Source organism: Kribbella hippodromi, assembly GCF_039531045.1.
Classification (GTDB): domain Bacteria; phylum Actinomycetota; class Actinomycetes; order Propionibacteriales; family Kribbellaceae; genus Kribbella; species Kribbella hippodromi.
Genome location: NZ_BAAAPH010000013.1, coordinates 204648 through 227349 on the forward strand (window position 1 = coordinate 204648; position 22702 = coordinate 227349).

19 protein-coding genes are annotated in these 22702 nt (G+C 69.6%); 9 read left to right on the top strand and 10 right to left on the bottom strand.

Annotation, left to right across the window (positions count from 1 at the left end; genetic code table 11):
* Nucleotides 1-15: 15 nt before the first annotated feature.
* A complete protein-coding gene (locus ABD260_RS21380) occupies nucleotides 16-3024 on the bottom strand; it encodes a glycine--tRNA ligase (protein WP_344235534.1) in 3009 nt (1002 codons plus the stop codon).
* A gap of 183 nt (nucleotides 3025-3207) precedes the next feature.
* Between ABD260_RS21380 and ABD260_RS21385 the strand changes: the two genes are divergently transcribed.
* Together ABD260_RS21385 and ABD260_RS21390 are read left to right on the top strand one after the other, a co-directional pair.
* On the top strand, nucleotides 3208-4182 hold the full coding sequence (locus ABD260_RS21385) for a methyltransferase (protein WP_344235536.1): 975 nt from the start codon (nucleotides 3208-3210) through the stop codon (nucleotides 4180-4182).
* 96 nt (nucleotides 4183-4278) lie between these two features.
* Nucleotides 4279-5544, top strand: a complete 1266-nt coding sequence (locus ABD260_RS21390) for an RNA polymerase sigma factor (protein WP_344235538.1) — start codon at nucleotides 4279-4281, stop codon at nucleotides 5542-5544.
* Between the two features lie 29 nt (nucleotides 5545-5573).
* Here ABD260_RS21390 and ABD260_RS21395 read toward each other — a convergent pair whose 3' ends face one another.
* Together ABD260_RS21395 and ABD260_RS21400 are read right to left on the bottom strand one after the other, a co-directional pair.
* Entirely contained in the window at nucleotides 5574-6233 is a 660-nt protein-coding gene (locus ABD260_RS21395; protein ID WP_344235540.1) for a response regulator, read from the bottom strand.
* Nucleotides 6230-7432, bottom strand: a complete 1203-nt coding sequence (locus ABD260_RS21400; protein ID WP_344235542.1) for a sensor histidine kinase — start codon at nucleotides 7430-7432, stop codon at nucleotides 6230-6232. The genes ABD260_RS21395 and ABD260_RS21400 overlap by 4 nt, the downstream gene beginning before the upstream one ends.
* Nucleotides 7433-7547: 115 nt before the next feature.
* Here ABD260_RS21400 and ABD260_RS21405 point away from each other — a divergent pair, with 115 nt between their 5' ends.
* Nucleotides 7548-9179 carry a carboxylesterase/lipase family protein gene (locus tag ABD260_RS21405; protein WP_344235544.1) on the top strand — a complete coding sequence of 544 codons (1632 nt, stop codon included), beginning with the start codon at nucleotides 7548-7550 and terminating at the stop codon, nucleotides 9177-9179.
* An 83-nt stretch (nucleotides 9180-9262) separates the two neighbouring features.
* Nucleotides 9263-10045 carry an alpha/beta fold hydrolase gene (locus ABD260_RS21410; RefSeq protein WP_344235546.1) on the top strand — a complete coding sequence of 261 codons (783 nt, stop codon included), beginning with the start codon at nucleotides 9263-9265 and terminating at the stop codon, nucleotides 10043-10045.
* A 259-nt stretch (nucleotides 10046-10304) separates the two neighbouring features.
* On the opposite strand, the gene ABD260_RS21415 is transcribed toward ABD260_RS21410, so the two are convergent.
* The 4 genes from ABD260_RS21415 to ABD260_RS21430 form a co-directional block, all read right to left on the bottom strand.
* Nucleotides 10305-10931, bottom strand: coding sequence for a superoxide dismutase (locus tag ABD260_RS21415; RefSeq protein WP_344235548.1), 627 nt, complete (start codon nucleotides 10929-10931; stop codon nucleotides 10305-10307).
* A 214-nt stretch (nucleotides 10932-11145) separates the two neighbouring features.
* A complete protein-coding gene (locus ABD260_RS21420) occupies nucleotides 11146-11955 on the bottom strand; it encodes an alpha/beta fold hydrolase (RefSeq protein ID WP_344235550.1) in 810 nt (269 codons plus the stop codon).
* A gap of 68 nt (nucleotides 11956-12023) precedes the next feature.
* Nucleotides 12024-12395, bottom strand: coding sequence for a YciI family protein (locus tag ABD260_RS21425; RefSeq protein WP_344235552.1), 372 nt, complete (start codon nucleotides 12393-12395; stop codon nucleotides 12024-12026).
* Nucleotides 12396-12469: 74 nt separating this feature from the next.
* Nucleotides 12470-13282, bottom strand: a complete 813-nt coding sequence (locus ABD260_RS21430; RefSeq protein WP_344235554.1) for an SDR family NAD(P)-dependent oxidoreductase — start codon at nucleotides 13280-13282, stop codon at nucleotides 12470-12472.
* An 87-nt stretch (nucleotides 13283-13369) separates the two neighbouring features.
* Between ABD260_RS21430 and ABD260_RS21435 the strand changes: the two genes are divergently transcribed.
* Nucleotides 13370-13945: a TetR/AcrR family transcriptional regulator gene (locus ABD260_RS21435; RefSeq protein WP_344235556.1), complete on the top strand. Its 576-nt coding sequence runs from the start codon at nucleotides 13370-13372 to the stop codon at nucleotides 13943-13945.
* Here ABD260_RS21435 and ABD260_RS21440 read toward each other — a convergent pair.
* Nucleotides 13942-15426 (bottom strand): LCP family protein, encoded by a 1485-nt coding sequence (locus ABD260_RS21440; RefSeq protein WP_344235558.1) that lies wholly within the window; start codon nucleotides 15424-15426, stop codon nucleotides 13942-13944. The genes ABD260_RS21435 and ABD260_RS21440 overlap by 4 nt on opposite strands.
* A 160-nt stretch (nucleotides 15427-15586) precedes the next feature.
* Here ABD260_RS21440 and ABD260_RS21445 point away from each other — a divergent pair, with 160 nt between their 5' ends.
* The gene (locus tag ABD260_RS21445) at nucleotides 15587-16525 is read left to right on the top strand and encodes an NAD-dependent epimerase/dehydratase family protein (protein WP_344235560.1); all 939 of its coding nucleotides are present in this window, start codon (nucleotides 15587-15589) and stop codon (nucleotides 16523-16525) included.
* A 364-nt stretch (nucleotides 16526-16889) separates the two neighbouring features.
* On the opposite strand, the gene ABD260_RS21450 is transcribed toward ABD260_RS21445, so the two are convergent.
* Both ABD260_RS21450 and ABD260_RS21455 read right to left on the bottom strand, forming a co-directional pair.
* Nucleotides 16890-17765, bottom strand: coding sequence for a hypothetical protein (locus ABD260_RS21450; protein ID WP_344235562.1), 876 nt, complete (start codon nucleotides 17763-17765; stop codon nucleotides 16890-16892).
* Nucleotides 17766-17792: 27 nt separating this feature from the next.
* Nucleotides 17793-18713 (bottom strand): GntR family transcriptional regulator, encoded by a 921-nt coding sequence (locus ABD260_RS21455; protein WP_344235564.1) that lies wholly within the window; start codon nucleotides 18711-18713, stop codon nucleotides 17793-17795.
* Between the two features lie 97 nt (nucleotides 18714-18810).
* Between ABD260_RS21455 and ABD260_RS21460 the strand changes: the two genes are divergently transcribed.
* Genes ABD260_RS21460 through ABD260_RS21470 form a run of 3 tightly spaced genes read left to right on the top strand, consistent with a single transcriptional unit; the run spans nucleotide 18811 to nucleotide 22687 of the window.
* Nucleotides 18811-19626, top strand: a complete 816-nt coding sequence (locus ABD260_RS21460) for an ABC transporter ATP-binding protein (protein WP_344235566.1) — start codon at nucleotides 18811-18813, stop codon at nucleotides 19624-19626.
* Between the two features lie 11 nt (nucleotides 19627-19637).
* Nucleotides 19638-20612, top strand: a complete 975-nt coding sequence (locus ABD260_RS21465; RefSeq protein WP_344235568.1) for an ABC transporter substrate-binding protein — start codon at nucleotides 19638-19640, stop codon at nucleotides 20610-20612.
* A complete protein-coding gene (locus ABD260_RS21470; RefSeq protein WP_344235570.1) occupies nucleotides 20609-22687 on the top strand; it encodes an iron ABC transporter permease in 2079 nt (692 codons plus the stop codon). The genes ABD260_RS21465 and ABD260_RS21470 overlap by 4 nt, the downstream gene beginning before the upstream one ends.
* Nucleotides 22688-22702 lie beyond the last annotated feature (15 nt).

The following is a 22702-nucleotide window of genomic DNA, read 5'->3' on the forward strand; positions in this document are numbered from 1 at the left end:
AGGCTCATTGAGGGCTCATTCGGCCGGGCTCAGGCTGGTGCCGAGGGCCTGCCAGTCGAGCACCGGGGCCGCGAGCTTGCTGATCGTGGCGAGCAAGCCCAGCCGGGCCGCCCGGAGCTCCGGGTCCTTGGCCATCACCAGGATCTCGTCGAAGAACGCGTTCACCGGCTCGACCAGCACGGACGCCGCCGCGACGAAATCAGCCAGCCCGGTCGGGGCCTCGCCGATCTTCTCGACCGCGCCGTGCAGCACGACCTCGGCCGGCTCGGTCAGCTTGCTCGAGTCGTACACCGCCTCGGTGCCTTCCGGAACGATCCGCCGCACCCGCTGCAACACCGCGACCAGATCAGCGAACTCGCTGTTCCCGACCAGCCCCTGCAGCGCCGTCAGCGCCTCGTCCGCCACCACCGGAGCAGTTGCCAACGGCAACACGGACGCGACCTGAAGATGGTCGTCCCCACGATCGATCAGCTGCTGCTCGTACCGCCGGACGGTGAACTCGGCCACCTCGGCGAGTGATTCGGCCGGCACCTCGATGCCCTGGGCACCGATCTCGTCGGCCGCGGCCTGTAGCCCGACCGGCAACGTGATTGCCCGCAGCTCCGGGTGCTCACGCAGGATCGCGACCACTCCCCCGGCCGCCCGCCGCAGCGCGAACGGGTCCGAGCTGCCGGTCGGCTTCGCGCCGATCCCGAACAGCCCGGCCAGCAGGTCGAAGCGATCCGCCAGCGCGAGCAGCGCACCGGGCGTGGTCGACGGCACCGGGTCGCCGGCCGATCGCGGCAACTCCATGTCGTACAGCGCTTGCGCGACGCCCTCGGTCTCACCGGCGCGGCGCGCGTACTCGCGAGCCATCGTGCCGGCCAGGCTGGTCAGCTCGACCACCATCTGCGAACCGAGGTCGAACTTCGCCAGCTCGGCGGCCCGCTTCAGCGTGGTCAGGTCGTCGCCGCCCAGCTCGATCTTCGCGGCCAGGGCCTGCGCGATCCGGCCGATCCGCCCGGCCCGGTCCGCCATCGATCCGAGCCGCTCCTCGAAGGCCAGCTTCTCCAGCTCGCCCTTCATCGACTCCAGCGGCGTGTCCAGATCCGCGCGCCAGAAGAACGCCGCGTCCTCGTACCGGGCTCGCAGCACCGCTTCATTGCCGCCCCGGACCAGGTCGGCGTCGACCGAACCGTTGGCGACGGCAACAAAGTGCGGAAGCAGCTTGCCATCAGCGTCGCGGACCGGCAGGTACCGCTGGTGCTTGCGCATCACCGTGGTCAGGATCTCGCTCGGCAGGTCCAGGTAGTCGGCCGAGAAGCCACCCAGGATCGGCGTCGGCTCCTCGATCAGGTTGACGATCTGGTCGACCAGCGCGGCCTCGCCCTCGACGTCGACCGTGCCCTGGACCTTCGCGGCCAGCTCGGCGGCCGCCTCGACGATCTGGGCGCGGCGGCGGGCCGGGTCGGCCTCGATCCCGTGGATGCGGAGCAGGTCCAGGTACCCCTCCGCGGACGCGATCTCCACCTTCGGCTGGGCCGCGGTCCGGTGTACGCGGGTGGTCCGGCCGGCCGCGAGCGACGACACCGAGACCGGTACGACCTGATCGCCGAGCAGTGCCACCAGCCAGCGGATCGGGCGGGTGAACGACAGGTTCGCGTCGTTCCAGCGCATGTTCTTGTCCGAACGCAGTCCGGCGACGATCTCCTTCAGTACGCCGCTCAGCACCTCGGCCGCGCCACGGCCCGGGTCCGGCTTCGTCACCGCGACGTACTCGACGCCGTCGACGTCCAGGTCGTGCAGCTCGCTCGCGTCCACGCCCTGACCACGGGCGAACCCGGCGGCAGCCTTGGTGACATTGCCGTCGGCGTCGTACGCGGCCGACTTCCGCGGACCGCGGACCACCCGGTCGGCGTCCGGTTCCCCGGCCTGCACTTCGGCGACGAACGCGATCACGCGGCGCGGCGTCGCGTACGTGGTGATCTTGCCGTGCCCGAGCCGGGTCGCGGCCAGCTTCTCCTCCAGCGCGGTCTGCACCGCCGCGGCCGTCTTGGTGACCTCCGACGGCGGCATCTCCTCGGTGCCGATCTCGAACGTCAGCTGCCGCGTCCCACTGCTCGCCGGGAACTCGGTCGGCTCCGCCGCCGCGGCCGGCAACTCGGCCAGGCCCAACGGGTGCTTCAGCTCTTCGCGGCGCTCGGCCCACAGCCGCGACACCTCGCGCGCCAGCGTCCGCATCCGCCCGAAGGCCTTCGCGCGCTCGGTCGTACTCACCGCGCCGCGGGCGTCCAGGACGTTGAACGTGTGCGAGCAGCGCAGCACCTGAATGTGCGCGGGCACCGGCAGCCGGTCGTCGATCATCCGGCGGGCCTCGTTCGCGTACTCCTCGAACAGGCGCTTCTGCGACTCCACATCGGCGTCGTCCAGGTAGTACCGGCTCATCTCGTACTCGGCCTGCCCGAACGCTTCCCCGTACGAGATGCCTGGCGCGTAAGCGATGTCCTTGAAGTGCGAGACGCCCTGCAGCGCCATCATGATCCGCTCGATGCCGTACGTGATCTCGACCGACACCGGGTCCAGCGTCATCCCGCCGGCCTGCTGGAAGTACGTGAACTGGGTGATCTCCAGGCCGTCCAGCCAGACCTCCCAGCCGAGACCCCAGGAACCGGTCGCCGGGTTGGCCCAGTTGTCCTCGACGAACCGGACGTCGTGCGCGTCGATGTCGATCCCGAGCGCGGTCAGGCTGTCCAGGAACAGTTCCTGCGGGTTCCCCGGGTCCGGCTTGAGCACGACCTGGAACTGGGTGTGCGTCTGCAGGCGGTTCGGGTTCTCGCCGTAGCGGGCGTCGTCGGGGCGGACACTCGGCTCGACGTACGCCACCCGCCACGGCTCCGGACCGAGCACCCGGAGGATGGTCGCCGGGTTCAGCGTCCCGGCACCGACCTCGGTGTTGAACGGCTGCACGACCATGCAGCCGCGGTCGGTCCAGTACTTCGTCAGCGCCAGCAGCGCGTCCTGCATGGTGAGCACAACAAACCTCATGCCATCGTCCGAGGGAGTATCCGGTCGGAAAGTCTATCGGTGCGCCTGTCTAGAGTTGTCCGGTGACCTGGCCCCGACAGGCAGCGGTAGTCCGCTAGTCCTCGTCCCCCGCTCCCCGGCGCCGCCCCGGCGTCCGGGTGAGCCGTGCTGCCCATCTTCACTTCGCACTGGCAGGGACGACTCATGGACCACGTCATCACGGTCGACGACAGCATCTCCGCGCACCGGGCCCTCCGCCTGATCCGGCGCGGTTCCACACTTCTTTGGAAAGGTGATTTCCAGAACGCGAAACAACTTCTGGCCGCGCTCGGGCGGCGGATTCCGGCGGAGCGAGGCGGTTCGTTCCAGGCTCAGCGGCGGCGGGCGGCCGAGCGGGCGCGCGTACTGAACGCGCTGGTGGTTCCTCTTGTCGGGCATCAGGTCCTGCTGCGGCGGGCGCCAGATGTACGAACGGCGTGCGATCAGGCGTATGGACCGGCTCAGGGCGATCGGGCGGTGCCGTTGCGGGAACTGCTCGGGGTGATCGGGGCGCATCAGTTGCGGGTTCGTGGGGTGTACGTACCGGCTTTGGGTGCACGTGTTCATCCGCATTACGGAGTGTTCGCGCCGACGCGATCTGAGTACGCCGACCTGGTGGTTGGGCAACCGCTTCCACGCGTACGGACGGCCTTTGACATCGGGACCGGTACCGGGTTGCTGACGGCTCTTCTGTCGAAGCGTGGAGTTCCGGAGGTGGTTGCGACGGACAACAATCCGCGGGCGGTGGAGTGTGCCCGCGAGAACCTCGCGCGGCTGGGCGTACGCGCCGGTGTGGTTGAGACCGACCTGTTCCCGGCGGGGCGGGCGGACTTGATCGTGTGCAATCCGCCGTGGATTCCGGCGGTGCCGCTGACGATGCTGGATCACGCGGTGTACGACGAGGACAGCCGGATGCTGCGGGCGTTTCTCCGCACCGCCGGGGAGCATCTCGAACCGGGTGGTGAGGTCTGGCTGATCTTGTCCGATCTGGCCGAGCGGTTCGGGCTACGCGAGCAGGGCGAACTGCTGGAGATGGTGCGGGCGGGTGGATTGCGGGTCGCCGGACGGACTGATGCGGTCCCTCGGCACGGGCGGGCGCGGTCCGGGGAACTGACCACGCTCTGGCGGCTGACAGCATGATCGCGCCCAAGCGCCGGCCGTGCGGTGAGGCGAACGCGGTGCACCGGGCCCGGTCGGTGGTTGCGTACGCCGGGTTGCTGATGTTCTATCGGCGGGGTGACGGTTACGGATGCGCACGGGGCGATCGATGCGGTGTGGCGGATCGAGTCGGCGCGGATCATCGCGGGTGTGGCCCGGATCGTGCGGGATGTCGGTCTGGCCGAGGAACTGGCTCAGGACGCACTGGTGGCGGCGCTGGAGCAGTGGCCCGAGTCCGGCGTACCGAAGAATCCGGGCGCCTGGCTGATGACGATCGCCAAGCGCCGCGCGATCGACCTGATCCGGCGCAAGGAGACGTACCAGCGCAAGCTCGCCGAAATGGGCCACGAGCTCGAGATCGACGGCGAGAGTGTCGAAGACGACGTAGAGGCGATCCTCGAGGACCACATCGAGGACGACCTGCTCCGGCTGGTGTTCACCGCCTGTCACCCTGTCCTCACCATGGACGCCCGGGTCACGCTGACCCTGAAGCTGCTCGGCGGCCTGAAAACCGACGAGATCGCCCGGGCGTTCCTCGCGCCGGAGGCGACGATCGCGCAGCGGATCGTCCGGGCCAAGCGCAACCTCGCCAAAGCCGGCGTCGAGTTCGAGGTGCCGTCCGGCCCGGACCTGCTGGAGCGGCTCTCGTCGGTGCTCGAGGTCGTGTACCTGATTTACAACGAGGGGTACTCCGCGACCGCCGGCGACGACTGGATGCGCCCGGCGCTGGCCAACGAGGCGATGCGGCTCGGCCGGCTGATCGCGGAGCTGATGCCGACCGAGCCCGAGGTGCTCGGGCTGCTCGCGCTGATGGAGCTGCAGTCGTCCCGCGCCAACGCCCGCACCGGCCCCGACGGCGAGCCGGTGCTGCTGCTGGACCAGGACCGCCGCCGCTGGGACCGGCTGCTGATCCGCCGCGGGCTCGAAGGCATCGAGAGGGCCTGGGCGCTGGAGAAACCACCCGGCCCGTATCTGCTGCAAGCCGCCATCGCCGCCTGCCACGCCCGCGCGGCCGACCCCGAAGACACGGATTGGGCGCGGATCGCCGGCCTGTACGCGGTCCTTGCGCAGGTCGCGCCGTCGCCGGTGGTTGAGCTGAACCAGGCGGTCGCGATCTCGATGGCGTTCGGTCCGGCGCGCGGTCTGGAGGCGGTGGATCTGCTCGCGGACGACCCGTCGCTGAAGGACTACCACCTGCTGCCGAGCGTACGCGGCGACCTGCTCTTCAAACTCGGCCGCTTCGCCGAGGCCCGCGCCGAGTTCGAGAAGGCCGCCGGGCTGACCCGCAACGAACGCGAACGCAAACTCCTCCTCGAACGGGCAGCCGCCAGCCAAGCCGACTGACCCCGCGGGCGGCCACTCCGCGGGGACGGTTATTCCGCGGCGTGCAGGAGCACGGCGACCTGGGTACGGTTCGCGGCGCCGAGCTTCGCCATCAACCGGGTCAGATGCGCCTTGACCGTCGCCGTACTGAGGTAGAGCTCGGCGGCGATCTGCCGGTTGGTCAGCCCACGGGCGATGGCCGCGGCGATCGCCTGTTCGCGGTCGGTCAGGGTGCCGAGCAGTTCGCGCGCGCGGTGCCGGTCGTCGTCCGGGGTGGTGACGTGCCGGATCAGTCCGGCGAGCACGCTCGGTGACAGCACCGGTTCACCGGCGGCGGCCCGGCGGACGGCGGCCACGATCTCGGCCGGCGGCGTGTGTTTGAGCACGAACCCGGCCGCACCGGCGCGCAAGGCCCGGACCACTTGGTCGTCGGCGTCGTACGTCGTCAGCACGATCACCGCCGGGCCGTCCGGCCGCTCGTGCAACCGAGCGGTCGCGGTGATGCCGTCGGTGCCGGGCATCTTGAGGTCCATCAGCACCACCTCCGGCCGGGTCTTCGCGACCAGAGCCGGCACGTCCGCGCCGTCCTCCGCCTCCCCGACCACGGTCAGCTCGGGTACGCCACCGAGCATCGTCCGCAGCCCCATCCGGACCAGCGGATCGTCATCGACGAGCAGCACCCGCACGGGCCGTTCCGCAGCCGCGCTCATGGCGCCAAGGGTAGCCAGGCGGCCAGCCGGAAGACCCCGCCGGACGCCCCGCAACTCAACCGTCCGCCCAGCAGATCGACCCGCTCCCGCAGCCCGATCAACCCAAGCCCAGCCCCCGGCAGCCCATCCGCCGCACCACCACCCGTCTGCCGCGGCACCCCGGTTTCCGGTGGCCCGCCCACACCGCCATCGAGGTGCTTCGGGGTATGCGTCAGATCGTTGCTGATGGCCACCGTCAGCCCGTCACCGGCGGTGATGTCGATCCGCACTTCCTGTCCCGGCGCATGCTTGCGCGCGTTGGTCAGCCCTTCCTGCACGACCCGGTACGCCGTCCGTCGCACCGCCACCGGAATCTCCACCTCCGGCAACGATCCGGCCCGTACCGGCTGCCCGGAACGAACCGCCGCCTCGATCAGCTCACCGATCCGGTGCACATCAGGCGCCCGCGGGTCCACCTCCGGAGGCAGGACGTCGTCCCGGAGGACCCCGATCACCTTCTGCAGATCGGTCAGGATGTCGTGCGACGCACCGCGAATCACCTCCGCCGTCGCGGCCACCTCCGCGGCCGGCGCGTCCGGCCGGAACGCCAGCGCCCCGGCGTGCACGCTCAGCAACGAGATCCGATGCGCGAGCACGTCATGCATGTCACGGGCGATCCGTAGCCGCTCGGACCGCCGGGCGTTCTCGATCCGCGCCTGCTCCTCGGCCGCGGCCCGCCGGACCCGCTCCGCCGCTTCCCGCGCGAGCCGCAGCCGGAGCCGGAGAAACAGCCCGAGCTCCACCGCGCCGATCAGGACCAGCACCCCGAAGATCGGCCAGTACGTCGCGAAGCCCTGCCGCAGCACCAGGTTCACCGTCACCGCGGCCAGCGCGAACCCGGACACCGCCAGCGCCTGCTGATACCGCCGCCGCACCATCACCGCCGCGATCGCCGCGGCCGAACCGGAAGTGGTACTGACCGCGGTCAGCACCAGCAGCACCGCCACCACCGGAATCGGCCACCGCCGCCGAACCATCAGCAACGCCGGACCGGCAGCCGCGCTCACCGCATCGAGCACGATCCAGGCGCGTACGGGCTGTGGGTCGGCCACCAACTCGGCCGTCAGGGTCGCCGCCGCCACCAGGTACGCCAGCAGGGTCAGGCCGACGTCGGCAAGCCACTGCCGACGCGGCCACGGCTGTTCATCCGAGTCGTCCACCTTCCCGAGAGTAGAAGGAATCCGGACCGCCGTGACCGGATCGTCGACGGTTGGCCAACCGAACTAGCCATCTGGCTACTGCTGCCTGCCGGGGATGCACACCAGGCTCGATCCCATGATCAGAAGCCTTCTCTCCGCAGCGCTCAGCCTGCTGATTGTCCTTCCCGGCGGCACAGTTCAGGCCGCCGGCGCGGTTCAGACCGGCGGCGTGGTTCCGACCGGTGGCACAGTTCAGGCCGGCGGCGCGGCGCATCCCGGGCCGGCCGTCGTACGCATCGCCGATGGACTCCTGCGCGGTGCGACCGGGGCGTCCACAGTCACCTTCCAGGGCATCCCGTACGCCGCTCCCCCGGTCGGCGCGGCGCGCTGGACGGCACCACGCCCGCCGGCGCCATGGTCCGGCGTACGCGACGCGACCAAGCCGACGCCGTACTGCCCGCAAACCGGTGGTGACGGGCAACCGCTGTCCGGTACGTCCGAGGACTGCCTCTACCTCCATATCACCGTGCCGAAGGCAGTGGCGAGCAAACCGCGACCGGTGATGGTGTGGTCGCACGGCGGTGGGTTCAGCTCCGGTTCGGGGAGTCAGCATGTACCGACCTCGCTGGCGACCGAGGGCGACGTGATCGTGGTGACGGTCGACTTCCGGATCGGGGTCTTCGGCAACTTCGGCCTGTCCGGGCTGCCCGGATCGGGCACCTTCGGGTTGCAGGACCAGCAGGCCGCGTTGCGTTGGGTCCGGAAGAACATCGGCGCCTTCGGCGGCGACGCGCGCAACGTGACGCTGTTCGGCGAGTCCGGCGGAGGGGTCGGGACCTGCGGACTGCTGACCTCACCAGGTACCCGCGGGCTGGTCGACCGGGCGATCATGCAGAGCGGTTCGTGCCTGCTGAACTGGCCGCGCAACGGCCTGGGCATGGGCATTCCGGCCGGTTCGTTCTGGCAGCCGGCGGCCCAGGTGCGGCGTACCGGCCGGGCGGCTGCCGCGCGGTTGGGCTGCCGCGGTACGAGTGCGGCGGTGCTGCACTGTCTGCGCACCCTGGACACGGCCAAGGTGTTCACCGAATCGAACGCCTTCGGCTCCGTTGCCTATGGCAATCCGACGCTCCCGCTGGAACCCGGCAAAGCGCTCCAACTCGGGCTGTTTCCGCGCATTCCGGTGCTGTCCGGACACACCAAGGACGAGGCCCGCGCGATCGCGGCCGTCGCGGAACTACTCGGTGATCCGGTGACGGCCCGCAACTACCCGACCCGGCTGAAGGAGGCCTTCGGTCCGCGAGCGCGTGCTGTGCAGGCGGCGTACCCGGTGTCGGCCTACCGGGGCAAGCGCGCCGCCGCGCTGGCCTGGTCGGCGATGGACACCGATCGGGTCTGGGCCTGCACCCAGCAGGCGACGACCGCTGCCTTCGCCCGGCACACGACGGCCTATGCCTACGAGTTCGCCGACCCGGCAGCGCCCGGCTATCTCCCGTTCCCGGCCGGCTTTCCGACTGGTTCGTCGCACGGATCGGAGCTCAACTACCTGTTCAACGCCGCCGGCGGGCCGCCGTACTGGCTGACTCCAGCCCAGGAGCGGCTCGCCGGCCAACTACGCCGCTACTGGACGAACTTCGCCCGTACCGGCAACCCGAACGGCCCTGGCACCCCCAACTGGCCGCAATGGCCGAGCACCCAGGTCCTCGCGCCGGGAGCCACTCACCCGCTCGACGACCGCGGCAACCACCACTGCGACCTCTGGAATCGTTGATGTGATCCACGACACATATAGTCGAGGCTGATCCTGTGCGGTCGACGCAGGGGTGAGACGGTCACCCTGAGCAGGAGGAAATCATGGACATCGCGGTTTCGAAGGACGGGACGAAGATCGCGTACGACCGGCGGGGCAGCGGGCCCGCGCTGGTACTGGTCGACGGCGCGCTGTGCAGCCGGGCGCAAGGGCCGATGGCTGAGCTGGCCGAGCTGCTGGCGGAGCGGTTCACGGTGTACAACTACGACCGGCGCGGGCGGGGCGATTCCGGGGACGCGGGTGAGTACGCGGTCGAGCGGGAGATCGAGGACCTGGCTGCCGTGATCGAGGCGGCCGGTGGGTCAGCGTTCGTGTACGGGTCGTCGTCCGGTGCCGCGCTGGCGTTGCGGGCGACCGCGGCCGGGTTGCCGGTCGAGAAGCTGGTCGCGTTCGAGCCGCCGTACGTGGTGGACGACAGCCGGAAGCAGATCCCGCGGGACTGGGTCGCCCAGTTGCGCGGGCTCGAGGCGGGCGACGCGATCAAGTACTTCTTCACCAAGGGGATCGGGCTGCCCGCGATCTTCGTCACGATGATGAAGCTGATGCCGGCCTGGAAGCCGATGAAGGCGATCGCGCACACGCTCCCGTACGACGCCCAGGTCCTTGGCGACAACTGCTTCGGCGGCCCGATGGACGCGTCGCAGTGGACGCCGATCGATCAGCCGGTGCTGGTGGTGAACGGCGGCAAGAGCCCCGCATGGATGAAGACATCCACCCGAGCCCTGGCAGCCGCCATCCCCACCGCCCAGCACACCGAGATCCCCGGCCAAACCCACGTGATCAAAGCAGCCGCAATCACCCCAGCAATCGCCGCCTTCTGCCAGTGACGGTGACTGCGTCGGCGCTCGCAGAGCCAACCGGCGACGACAGACCGCGTCAGCGCTCACAGAGCCAACCGGTGAGAGCGTTCCGGCCTCGCCGCCTAACCGCCCGCCCGCGCCCGCGGAGCGGGCGCGGGCGGGCGCGGGCGGGCGCGGGCGGGCGCGAGGTGGGTGCCGCAACGGCGCTCAGACGCTGGTACTCAGCACCCCGCGATCGAGCTCCCGGGTATCAAGCGCCTAGGGCGCCGGCAACCAGCTCGTGTGGTCAGGCGCCGGTGATGAGGGCGGCTGCGCCGGAGCGGGCGGCGTCGAAGCGGGCCTGGGCGTCGGCCCAGTTCACCACGTTCCACCACGCCTTGACGTAGTCCGGCTTCACGTTCTTGTACTGCAGGTAGAACGCGTGCTCCCACATGTCCAGCATCGCGATCGGGATCTGGCCGGCCGGCAGGTTGCCCTGCTGGTCGTACAGCTGGTGGATCAGCAGCTTGCCGCCGAGCGCGTCCCAGCCGAGGATCGCCCAGCCGGAGCCCTGGATGGTGGTCGCGCTCGCGGTGAAGTTCGCCTGGAAGCTGTCGAACGAGCCGAAGAACTCGTCGATCGCGGCACCCAGCTCGCCGTCCGGCTTGTCGCCGCCGTCCGGGGACAGGTTCTTCCAGAAGATCGAGTGGTTGACGTGCCCGCCGAGGTTGAAGGCGAGCGTCTTCTCCAGCCCGACGATCGCGCCGAAGTCACCCTTGTCGCGGGCCTCGGCCAGCTTGTCCAGGGTGTCGTTCAGACCCTTCACATAGGTCGCGTGGTGCTTGTCGTGGTGCAGCTCCATGATCTCGCCGGCGATGCTGGGCGCCAGGGCGCTGTAGTCGTACGGGAGGTCTGGAAGCGTGTACGTGGTCAACTCTGCTCCTTCGTCGGGGCCCACTGGGCCGATATCTGCGATGTCCTCAGCCAGCGACACCAGCTTGAAACTTCAACCACGGTTGAGGTCAAGGCGCCACGCGGGCAACGCGGCATCTTCGACCGGTGCCCGGTACGACCGCGATCAACACACTCGCGCACACACCGGACACCCCCAGCTTCACATACTCACCCCGACGATCCACGCGGGAGTCTCACCGCGACTGGTGAGCGGCCTTCAGCTCCACCCGCAGGGCCCCGGCGAACACCTCGGGCGCGTCCGCGAAGCCGGTGTGACCGCCGGGGAAACGGGTCGGCTCGATCCCGAGCCGAGCGGCCAGCGCAGTGGACGTACGGTCGCACAGCTGCCCCGTCGAGTCAGCACCGATCCCAACCACGATCCTGGCCGTACGCAACTGATCGATGTCCGGCCGCCAGCTGATGCTCTCGCGCATCTCGTGCGCGAACCAGAACCGCTCCGCCGCGACCTCCTGCGGGTCACGCTCGCCGCCGAACATCTGCTCGATCGCCTCGTCCGGCACGTACATGTTCGCCAGCGCGAAGAACTGCTTCCACGCACCGGTCACGTCACCGGCGAGGTAGTCGGCCATCATCTTCTCTGACTTTTTCAGCAGCTCATCGGCGTCCGGGAGGAGCCGATCGAGCGGCGGCTCGTGCGCGATCACGGTACGGATCAGCTGCGGGTACGCCTGCGCCAGCGCCAGCGCGGTGACTGCCCCGCCGCTGGAACCGAGGACGACGGCCGGTCCGGCGTTGACGTGCTCGATCAGCCGGGCCAGGTCATCGGCGCGCTGCTCCGGCGTGGACGTACCGCCGGGTGCGAGCGTGCTGCGTTTCACACCGCGCGGGTCATGTGTCAGCACGGTGTAGTCGGATGCGAGCAGGCCGGCCAGCGGCGCGAACGCGTCGGCATCCATCGGTGCACCGATCAGGACCACCAAAGGTCCCGCGCCGTGCAGTTCGTAGTACAACTCCGCCTCGGGAACCACCAGTGTGTTGTTCATGTCCCTTCCACGAGCGGACCCGGCGGAAATGGACAGGTGGTTCCCGAGGATCTCAAATCAGCGCTGAATCAGTGCTGGAAGAGGTCCGAGTCGAAGTCGGCTTCCTCGACGACCCGGCGCACCTCGACCTCGCCGTCGAGTGCCTCGGCCAGCCGGGCGGCCCACTCGATCGCCTCGTCCCGGTTCCGGACCTCGACGACGATCACGCCGCCGACCAGTTCCTTGGTCTCCGCGAACGGGCCGTCGGTGACGGTCCGGCGCCCGTCCGCCACCTTCACCCGGGCCCCGAGTGAGCTGCGGTGCACGCCCTCGGCGAACAGCAGCACCCCGGCCTTGGACAGGTCCTCGACCACCTTGCCGACCCCTTCCGCCACCTCCGGCCCCGGCAACTTTCCGGCTTCGCTGTTCCCGTCGGCCTTGTTGATGATCATGTAACGCATTGCGGCTGCTCCTCGTCTTCGGTCGATCCCTTACTCTCACGTCGAGCGAGCCACACCAGGATCGACACCCGGCCTCAGATCATTTCCTTCGTCAGTTCGTACAACTTTCGCGCCGCCTGCGGGTCGAACGTTTTCAACCTCGGATCGACCGGCCGGCCCACCGCGCGCAGGATCAGCCGCTCGTCCGGCTGATCGTCCAGCACCGCGAGTGTGTCCCGCACGCTCTCCGCCGGCGGCTTCGCGAACAGCGCGGCACTCACCTTGGCCAGCGCGCGCAACGGTTGCGGCAGGTGGTTGGTACCACTCTTCGTGTACGGCGGCTGAATGCCGAAGTACTTCGTCCGCCCATCGGGGTGGTTCTGCAGGTAATGCACCGCCAGCAGGTCATTCGCCCGCCCGCCACTGATCGTCGCCTTCACCATGCTGTACTTCCCCGCGAACTGCAGGTCGTCCCAGTTGACCGCACCTTTGGTGATCCCGGTGGCGCCCAGGTTGGCGATGATCGGGCTCTCGCCGCGTTCCAGCAGGTCGGTCAGGCCGTAGCTCAAGATGAAGCGGCTCAGGTAATAGAGCACGAACGCACCCTCCAGCCCGTCAACGGTCTCCCGGCGCTTCACGAACGGCACCATCGCGGCCAGTACCAGTACATCGAGCTTGTCGTACCGGCTCTGGATCTCCTTGATCACGCGGTGGTTCTCGGCGACGGACAGCAGATCAGCCTGCAGGAACGTGGCAGTCCCCGGCAGTTCCCGGGCGGCAACCAGCAGGTCCGCGCCGCGCGACGGCGTACTGCCGATCACCGTGACGCTCGCACCGGCCCGCAGGTAGTGCAGCGCGATCTCCCGGCCCATGCCGGTGGTACCTCCGGCCACCACGACGTTCTTCATTCGCCAGCTCCTAAGTCATCGATCGGTGACTTAGACCGTAGAGCCGGTCCCGGTACGATGTCAACGAGCGATGACTTAGGAGGGCGGATGGCGCACAAGCGGGACCGGGAGGCGACCCGGGCGAAGCTGCTGGAGTGCTCGCGGCTGCGGTTCGCCCGCGACGGGTACGACGGCACCAGCGTCCGTGACGTGGCCGGTGACGTCGGGGTCGATCCGGCGCTGGTGTTCCGCTACTTCGGCTCCAAGTCCGGGCTGTTCACCGAGGCGATGGCCGGGTCGTCGGAGCCGGTGATCCTGCCGGACGGGCCGGTCGAGGAGCTGCCGGCCAAGCTGATGCGGCAGCTCGTGTTCGAGGACTGGGCCGAGTACGCCGGCGAGCACCCGCTGATCGCGATGCTCCGCTCGGCCGGTCACGAGGACATGAAGGACCGCCTCCGTCAGCAGGTGTGCGAAGGCTACCTGGACGTGCTGTCAGACCTTGCCGAGGGCAACGAGGACAAGAATCTCCGGACCGAGCTCTTCGCCGCCTGGCTGCTCGGCATCGGCATCCTCCGGACCGCCGTCGGCACCCCCACCCTCGCCAAAGCCACCGAGGACGACCTCCGCCCCCACCTCGCCACGGTCGCCGAAGCACTCTTCGGCCGTGAGGTGCCAGTGGATTAGTTCGGCTGGTCGCCGTTCGGGTGGTAGGCGCAGGCGTCGGCGAGATCCTGGGTGGGACCTGGGGTCGGCGTCGTGGCCGGGGTTGTCGGTTTGCGAGTGGAGCTGGGCTTCGGCGCCACCGGCGTGCTGGTTGCCGCGGGCGTGCTGGTGGCCGGCGGCGGCGTGGACTCCAGCGCGGTCTGTACGGTCTCGCGCAGCGCCTTGTAGTCCGGGTGCAAGTACTTCAGCCGCAGCTTCTCCGGGTCCAGCGTCACGTTCGACACCGTCCCGGCCTTCACCTTCAGCGCGAGCTCCACCAGCGCCGGCAGCAGTTCCTGCGGGATGTCGGTACGGAGCAAATGCTGACCGGCCTTCGCGATCGCCTTGTACTTGGTGACCAGCGTCTGCGGGTCCGCCGCGTCGACAATGCTCTTGATCACGCAGCGCTGCCGGATCTGCCGCTGGTCGTCGTCGGCACCGTACCGGCCGCGGGCGAACCACAGCGCGTGCCGCCCGTCGAGGTGCTGGTTCGGGCCGGGCTCGATCCATTCCTTCGGCGGGATGTGCGAGCTGCTGACGCCGCCCATCGCGACCCGCTCGTTCACGTTCACCTTGATCCCGCCGAGCGCGTCCACGATCTCCGGGAAGCTGCGCAGGTTCACCTGCAGGTAGTAATCCAGCTTCAGCCCGGTCGCTTCACCGACCGACTGCTTCACCACGTCCGCGCCCTCGTTGTCGGACGGGCCGAGGATGCCGGGATGCGCGTCCGGGATGTTCTGGTACATCGCGGTCAGCATCCACTCCAGCCGCCCGTCCAGGCTGAGCCCTTCCTTGCCGAAACCGTCCGGGTAGAACTTGGACAGCGGCGAGTCGGCCGGGAACGGCATGAAGGTCAGGTTCCGGGGCAGTGAGATCAGCGCGGTGTTGCCGGTCTTGGTGTCGATGCTCGCGACGATCACCGTGTCCGTCCGCACCCCTTCGCGGTCCGGTGCGTCGTCGCCGCCGAGCAGCAGCAGGTTCAGCCGCGGCCGGTCCTCCCACGGGTCCTTGACGTTGACGACGGTCGGGCGGGTCGCGCTCTTGCTCTCGGCCTGCCCCTCGAACACGTCCTGCACGAGCGTCCGCTGGGCCAGCACGGTCTGCACGCCGATCGCCGACGGCGCCGCGACCGCGAAGCACAACAGGCCGACGAAGGCCGCCCCGAGTACGCGTCCGCCGGCACTACCCGTTGCCGGACGCAACGAACGGTGCGAGGCGACGATGACCACGATCCAGAGCATCGCGAGCAGGCCGATCAGGATCGAGGTCTGCAGCAGCCGGCTCGGTACGACCATCGCCGCGAGTACTTCGTCGCGGCGGGTCAGCCCGACGTACACGCCGAGCCCGACCAGCCCGAGGAACACGGTCAGTACGAACGCACCGATCCGCCGGCGACCACCGATGATCAGCCCGGCCCCTGGAAGCAGTGCGCCGACCAGGGTCAACCCCAATAGCCTCGGCATCGACCGTTCCTGGCCCGCGTGCGCACGTCTCCCCATGGCTCCCCTGTCGCCGTCCACCACCTCCAGTGTGCGCCACACACCGCACCCCTTACCTCTTCAGACGTGTTACACAGTTATTCGGTTGTCCATCTGCCCGATCGGGCAGGTAAGTTCGGCGGTCGTGCGATTACTGATGCTGGGTGGAAACGGGTTTGTCGGGCGCGCGATCGTGGCGGACGCGCTGGCGCAGGGGGCCGAGGTGACGTCGTTCAGCCGCGGGCAGAGCGGGTCGGTGCCGGCCGGGGTGACGGAGCTGATCGGCGACCGGTCGACCGGCGATTACTCGGCGCTGGGGAGCGGCGAGTGGGACGCGGTGGTCGACCTCAGCGCGTTCCGCACCCGCGAGGTCGACCAAGCGATGGAGGTCCTCGGCGATCGGGTCGGGCGGTACGTGTTCGTGTCGAGCCATGCGGTGTACGAGCGTGGTCTCCCGCCCGGTACCGACGAGACCGCGCCGCGACGGGAGCCGATGCGGGATGCGGATGAGCTCACCAACGACACCTACGGGCCGTGCAAGGTGGCGTGTGAGGACGACGTGGTCGAGCGGTACGGCGCGCGGGCGACGCTGGTACGCCCTGGCAAGGTGACCGGTCCGGGTGATTCGTCGGGCACGGTCCTGTACTGGATTCGGCGCGGTGCGCGCGGCGGGCGGGTCGCGCTGCCGACGAAGCCGGAGCAGCCGTTGCAGTTGATCGACAGCCGGGATGTCGGGCGGTTGGTCATGCAGTTGATCGCTGATGAGCGCGACGGTGCGTTCAACGCGGTCGGTCCGGAGTCGACCCTCGCGGAGCTGATCGAGGTCGCGGCGGAGTTGGCGGGTACGACGGTTGAGCTCGTACCTGTTCCCGCGGATGCGACGCGGTTCCCGCTGGTCGAGCCGGAAACCGAATGGAACGGCCGACGACGCAACCCCGCGAAGGCACGAGCAGCCGGGATGCCGGTCACCCCACTCCGGCAGACAGTCGCCGACATACTCACCTGGGACGAAACCCGAGGCACCCCAGCGCTGACCATCGGCCCAACAGCAGAACAAGAAAACCAGCTGCTCGCGCAGCGCTAGCGCGGGCGGGGTGAGGGCGGCGACGGACCGCGGCGCGCGGCGTCCGGGCGCGGCGTGCGGCGCGCGGCGTGCGGCATGCGGCATGCGGGGCGCGGCGGGTGCGGCGTGCGGCATGCGGGGCGCGGCATGCGGGGTGCGGCGTGCGGCATGCGGGGCGCGGGGTGCGGCGTGCGGACCGCGGTGCGTGGCGTGGGGCGTGGGTGCGCCGGGCAACCCCTATCGCGTACCGAAGGACGGGTAGTGGTCGGCGCCTTCGTCGGAGCCTGAGCGTGCTGCACCCGCGGCCGGTGGTCGCCTGCCGGACCACTACCCGTTCTTCGGTACCGGTCAGGCGACCGCCCAGGTGCGCGGGGCGCGGTGGCGGCTAGTCCGGGAGGGCGAGGGTTTTGCCGGCGTCTCGGGCGGCGTTGATCGAGCGGGTGAGGGTGTCTTTCAGAGCGTTCGCTTCGTCGGCGAAACCTTCGACGAGCGACGTGTCGCCAGCCGGTTCGGTCCGGGCCAGCAGCTCGATGTAGCGATCGCCGTCGCTCAGTGCGGCCTCGGCCCGAAGTGCGGCATCGGCGGAGCGTACGCGGTCGGCGTACCGATCGAGTAGATCCACTTTCCGCCGGATCGCGTCGACCGACAACGCCAGCGCCCGCCGCTGCGGTCCCAGTACCGCATCCAGCTCGGCAGTCGCCATCCCCCGCGCGACGTCCTGCTGCCGCGCCCGCAACACGGTCTGCTCGCGCAACACCTGCGCGATGTCCCACAACTGCTCCGGCAAGACCAGCTCGTTCTTCACGTCGTCGAGCAACCCGCGCCGGGTAACCGTTGCCTCAAGCACCGTTTTGACCGCGCGCTGCGCCCGCCCCAGCAACGCCCCGGCCGCGTCGTCGAAGTCCTCCGGCAGCAGGTACTTCCGGTGCTGTACCCGGACCGCCTTGTGCCCGCGATCCTCGGCCATCGTCTTCACCACGATCCCGCCGGTGGCGAGCACCGCGACCCCGGCCAGCGCCACCGAGATCCACCCGGCCACCGCGGTCGGCAGCGTCGCGGCCATCACGATCAGCGCGAAGATCCAGCCCCCGACGCACACCCCGATCCACACCAGCAACGTGCCGAACGTACTCCCCGGCGCCGCCGACCAGGACGTCTGCCGCCGCGGCCGGGGCGCGTCCGCCGCCACGAACAACTCCGGCCTGCGCTCGTACAACCGCCGTACCTGGTCCGGCACACCCGGCGCGAACACTGGCTCCATCGCCACCTCCGGAGTCGTTGTCAGTACTCAGCGTAGCCGTACCGACAGTCCGTCGAGGAAGACGCCGAGGCCGAATTCGAACAACTTGTCCAGGTCGTAGTCGAAGTCGAAGTCGTCGGCCAGCAAGTCGCCGAAGGCGGTCAGGTTGCCGGCCGCGATCATCGCCGCCAGCTGGTCGCCCTGCCGCAGCACCCACTCGTCGGCCGTCACGCCGGTGTCCTGCTCGGCCTGCGCCTCGGCTTCCATCACCAGCGCGATCCCGCGCACGTACGCGAACAGGCTGATCATCGTCGACAGCGCCGCGCTCTTCTCGAAACCGCGCAATGCCCCGAGCACCGCATCGGTGTGCGGCAACAGCTGCGGTACGAGTTGCGGCCGGCTCAAACTGATCGCACTGGCCAGCCAAAGATGCTTCCGGTACGCCGCCCAATGCACCCGTGCGACCGCCGCGATCGCGTCCCGCCACTGCGCCGGCACCGGCCCCAACGGGAACTCCCCGATCGCCGTGTCGACCATCTGTACGACCAGCGCGTCCTTCCCGCCGACGTACCGGTAGAGCGCCATCGTCGACACCCCGAGCTCGGCCGCGATCCGCCGCATCGACAACGCGGCGAGACCTTCCGCGTCGGCGATCGCGATCCCCATCTCCACCACTTCGGCGCGGTCCAGGTCGAGCGAACCGTCCGGCAGCACCCGCCGCTCCGGCGCGGACCCGTCCGGACGGCGAGCACGCGGCGGCGGACCCACCACGGTCCCGACGCCCGGCGACGGATGCACGAGCCGCTCCTGCTGCAGCACCTGAAGTGCCTTGGTCGCGGTCGCCATCGCCACGCCGAAGTCGCGGACCAGAGCCCGCGTCGACGGCACCCGCTCGCCCGGACGCAGCTCCCCGTCCTCGATCCGCTGCCGCAGCTCCGCGGCGATCGCCAAGTACGGCGCCTCAGTCATCGAGCCTCCCAAACTAGTGCGCATACATCGTACGCGCACTAGTCCACGATGAGACCGCTGCTGACACGTCAGGTTAGGTAAGGCTATCCTCGCTCGCATGCACGAACTGGTGGGGCTGACCGGTGCCGAACTGCGCCTCGGGTATCACGGCCGGCGCGTCGTCGACGGCGCTTCGCTGCGGATCGAGGCCGCGAGCGTGACCGCGCTCGTCGGCCCGAACGGCAGCGGCAAGTCGACGCTGCTCCGCGCCCTGGCCCGCCTGCACCACCCGGACGCGGGCAGCATCACGCTTCCCGGTGGCGCCGACGCGCTCGCGCTGTCGGCCAAGGAATTCGCCCGCAAGGTCACACTGCTGTCCCAGTCCCGGCCGACCCCGAGCGGCGTCTGTGTACGCGATGTCGTCGGGTACGGACGGCACCCGCACAAGGGCCGCTGGCGCACCGACGACACCGACGGCCCAAGGGCGATCGAGCACGCGATGACGGTCACCGGCGTACGCCCGATGGCCGATCGCGCGGTCGACGAACTGTCCGGCGGCGAACTGCAACGCGTCTGGCTGGCGACCTGCCTCGCCCAGGACACCGGCGTCCTGCTGCTCGACGAACCGACCACCTTCCTGGACCTGCGCTACCAGATCGAGATCCTCGACCTGATGCGCGAACTCGCCGACGAGCACGGAGTTGCCGTCGGCGTCGTCCTGCACGACCTCAACCAGGCGGCCGCGGTGGCCGACCGGATCGCGCTACTCGATCAGGGGCGAGTACGCGCGACCGGTACGCCGGCGGAGGTCCTGCGAGCCGACGCGCTGACCGCGACGTACGGCCTCCGGATCGAGGTCGGCACCGATCCGGCCACCGGCCTGGTCAGCACCCGCCCCATCGGCAAACACCTGTCCCGCGTCACCACGAGCTGAAAGTCATCCTGATGAGACGAACCGCCATCGCTCTGATCACTGCTGCCCTGCTGTCCCTGACAGCCTGCGGTACCAGTGAACCGGCCACCTCCGACGACACCTCGAACGCGGCCGCGCAGCCGGTGTCACTGACCGACGCGCGGAACAAGAAGCTCGACCTGAAAGCACCCGCCAAGAAGGTGGTCGCGCTCGAGTGGAACGCGGTCGAGAGCCTGATCTCGCTCGGCGTGATGCCGGTCGGTGTCGCGGACGTCAAGGGGTACACGAACTGGGTGACGGCCGAGAAGCTGGACTCGTCGGTGAAGGACGTGGGTACGCGCGGCGAGTCGAGTGTCGACGCGATCGTTGCCTTGAACCCCGATCTGGTCGTCACCACCACCGACGAATCGGCGAGCACGATCGGGCAGCTCGAGAAGGCCGCGCCAGTGCTGGTCCTGCGCGGTGCGGATGCGGCGAAGCCGATCCCGCAGATGAAGACGAACCTGGACCTGATCGGGCAGGCGATCGGCAAGCAGGAACAGGCGAAACAGCTCACCACCGACTTCGGCAAAGCGGTTGCCGAGGGCAAGAAGAAGATCGCCGACGCAGGCAAGGCCGGTACCGGTTTCACGATGTCCGACGGATGGAAGCAGGGCAGTACGATCTCGATCCGGATGTACACGTCCGGCTCGCTGCTCGGCGCGGTCGCGGCCGAGCTCGGCCTGAAGAACGGCTGGACCGGCGCCGGCGACAAGGTGTACGGGATGGCGCAGACCGATCTGGAAGGGCTGACCAAACTCCCGAACGGTGCGTTCCTGTACATCGCGAACAAGAACGACGGCGGCGACGTGTTCGGCGAGGACCTGGCCGGCAACGCAATCTGGAAGAACCTTCCGTTCGTGAAGGCGGGCAACGTCCATCGCCTGCCGGACGGCATCTGGATGTTCGGCGGGCCGAAGTCGACCGAGCAGTTCATCGACGCTGCCGTCCAGGCAGTCACCTCTTGACCCAAGTCACCGCGCCGGCTGCCGAAACCCTCCGGCAGCCGGTCCGTACGGTGCGCGTCGCCGGTGTGTTCGTGCTGGTCGCGGCGGCGATCATCGTGCTGGCGGCGGTCCATCTGACGCAAGGAACGTCCTCGGTGGGGGCCGGGGATTTGGTCCGGCTGGTGATCGGCCGCGGCTCCGACGATGCGCTGAACGTACTGATCGCGTCCCGCTTGCCGCGGTTGCTGGCCGGCGTACTGGTCGGGGTCGCCCTTGGCGTAGCCGGTGCCGGTCTGCAATCGCTGGCGCGCAACCCGCTGGCCTCGCCGGACACGTTGGGCGTCAACGCGGGCGCGTACCTGGCGGTCGTGGTGGTCGCCGCGTTCGGGATTCCACTGCCGGTGCTGCCGGCCGGTGGGGTCGCGTTCCTCGGCGGGCTGGCGGCCGCGGGTCTCGTACTCGCGCTGTCCGCCGGTGGCACGACCGGTCCCACGCGGCTGATCCTCGCGGGCTCCGCGGTCGCGATGGCGCTTGCGGGCGTGGCCACGCTGCTCCTGCTGCTCTATCGCGAGGAGACCGTCGGTACGTTCGCCTGGGGCGCCGGCACGCTGGTTCAGACCGACCTTCAGGCGGTCACGCAGATGGCACCGATCGTTGCCCTCGGCATCTTCGGAGCCTTCCTGCTGGCCGCGAAACTCGACATCCTCACGCTCGGCGACGACACCGCCTCGGTCCTCGGCGTGCACGTACGCCGGGTCCGCATCCTCACCACATTGGTCACCGTGCTGCTCTCGGCCGCCGCGGTCACGGTCGCGGGACCGGTCGGTTTCGTCGGCCTGGTGGCGCCCGTACTCGTCCGGCTGATCGCTCCAATCGTTCCGGGCGTACTCCGGCACCGCGTACTGCTGCCGCTCGCCGGTCTGGCCGGTGTTCTGGTCGTACTCGCCTCGGATGTCGTCTTGCGGGCAGTGTTCGGCGGCCAGGCCGGTGTCGAGATCCCGACCGGCATCATGACGATGGTCGTCGGCGCGGTCGTCCTGGTTTGGCTGGCCCGGCGGCACCGCGATTCGGGGCGCTCTCCGGGCGGTACGGGGTCCGGCGTACGCAGTCGGCGCACGTTCTGGCTCGTCACGGTCGCGCTTGGCGTACTGCTGGTCGTCGCCCTCGTCGGCGCGATGCTCACCGGCGACGCGTTCCTTCGTACCGGCGATCTGCTCAACTGGATCACCGGTCGCTCCGGCCGCGCGATCACGTACGTGCTGGATCAGCGCATCCCGCGCGTACTCTCCGCCGTCCTGTGCGGCGCCGCGCTCGCCATCGCCGGTACGACCGTGCAGGCCGTCTGCCGGAACCCGCTCGCCGAACCAGGCATCCTCGGCATCACCGGCGGAGCCGGCGTCGGCGCCGTGGCGATCCTGATCCTGGTGCCGTCGGCAAGCATCTGGTTGCTCTCCGGTACGGCGGCGGTCGCCGCGCTGATCACGTTCGGCCTGGTGTACGTCGTCTCCTGGCGCGGCGGCCTGAGCTCGGATCGCCTCGTCCTCATCGGCGTCGGCGTCTCGTCCGCCGCGACCGCGATCATCACGCTGCTGATCGTCGCCACCGACCCGTGGAACCTGAGTCTCGCCATGACCTGGCTCTCCGGAAGCACCTACGGGCGTACGCTCCCGCAAGTCGTGCCCGTGACGATTGCGTTGCTCGTACTGACTCCGCTCATCGTGCACGTGCGGCGGGAGCTGGATTTGCTGGCGCTGGACGACGACGTGCCCCGCATCCTCGGGGTCCGGCTGGAGCGGACGCGGCTGGTGATGCTGCTGGCGGCCGCCCTGCTGACCGCGGCGGCCGTATCGGCGATCGGCGTGGTCGGCTTCGTCGGCCTGGTCGCCCCGCACGCGGCCCGCGCCCTGGTCGGCGGCCGGCACGCCCGGATCCTCCCGGTCGCGGCGCTGCTCGGCGCCGTCCTGGTCAGCCTCGCCGACAGCCTCGGCCGGACTCTGCTCGCCCCGGCCCAGATCCCGGCCGGCCTGCTGACCGCCCTGATCGGCGCGCCGTACTTCGTCTACCTGCTCTGGCGGACGCGGGTGCCCTCTCGCTGAGGCCCCTTTCAATTC

Bases quoted from the DNA above. Each gene is read 5' to 3' on its own strand.
- ABD260_RS21380 (WP_344235534.1), bottom strand. From the start codon at position 3,024: ATGAGGTTTGTTGTGCTCACCATGCAGGACGCGCTGCTGGCGCTGACG.
- ABD260_RS21385 (WP_344235536.1), top strand. From the start codon at position 3,208: ATGGACCACGTCATCACGGTCGACGACAGCATCTCCGCGCACCGGGCC.
- ABD260_RS21395 (WP_344235540.1), bottom strand. From the start codon at position 6,233: ATGAGCGCGGCTGCGGAACGGCCCGTGCGGGTGCTGCTCGTCGATGAC.
- ABD260_RS21405 (WP_344235544.1), top strand. From the start codon at position 7,548: ATGATCAGAAGCCTTCTCTCCGCAGCGCTCAGCCTGCTGATTGTCCTT.
- ABD260_RS21410 (WP_344235546.1), top strand. From the start codon at position 9,263: ATGGACATCGCGGTTTCGAAGGACGGGACGAAGATCGCGTACGACCGG.
- ABD260_RS21420 (WP_344235550.1), bottom strand. From the start codon at position 11,955: ATGAACAACACACTGGTGGTTCCCGAGGCGGAGTTGTACTACGAACTG.
- ABD260_RS21425 (WP_344235552.1), bottom strand. From the start codon at position 12,395: ATGCGTTACATGATCATCAACAAGGCCGACGGGAACAGCGAAGCCGGA.
- ABD260_RS21430 (WP_344235554.1), bottom strand. From the start codon at position 13,282: ATGAAGAACGTCGTGGTGGCCGGAGGTACCACCGGCATGGGCCGGGAG.
- ABD260_RS21435 (WP_344235556.1), top strand. From the start codon at position 13,370: ATGGCGCACAAGCGGGACCGGGAGGCGACCCGGGCGAAGCTGCTGGAG.
- ABD260_RS21440 (WP_344235558.1), bottom strand. From the start codon at position 15,426: ATGCCGAGGCTATTGGGGTTGACCCTGGTCGGCGCACTGCTTCCAGGG.
- ABD260_RS21450 (WP_344235562.1), bottom strand. From the start codon at position 17,765: ATGGAGCCAGTGTTCGCGCCGGGTGTGCCGGACCAGGTACGGCGGTTG.
- ABD260_RS21455 (WP_344235564.1), bottom strand. From the start codon at position 18,713: ATGACTGAGGCGCCGTACTTGGCGATCGCCGCGGAGCTGCGGCAGCGG.
- ABD260_RS21460 (WP_344235566.1), top strand. From the start codon at position 18,811: ATGCACGAACTGGTGGGGCTGACCGGTGCCGAACTGCGCCTCGGGTAT.
- ABD260_RS21465 (WP_344235568.1), top strand. From the start codon at position 19,638: ATGAGACGAACCGCCATCGCTCTGATCACTGCTGCCCTGCTGTCCCTG.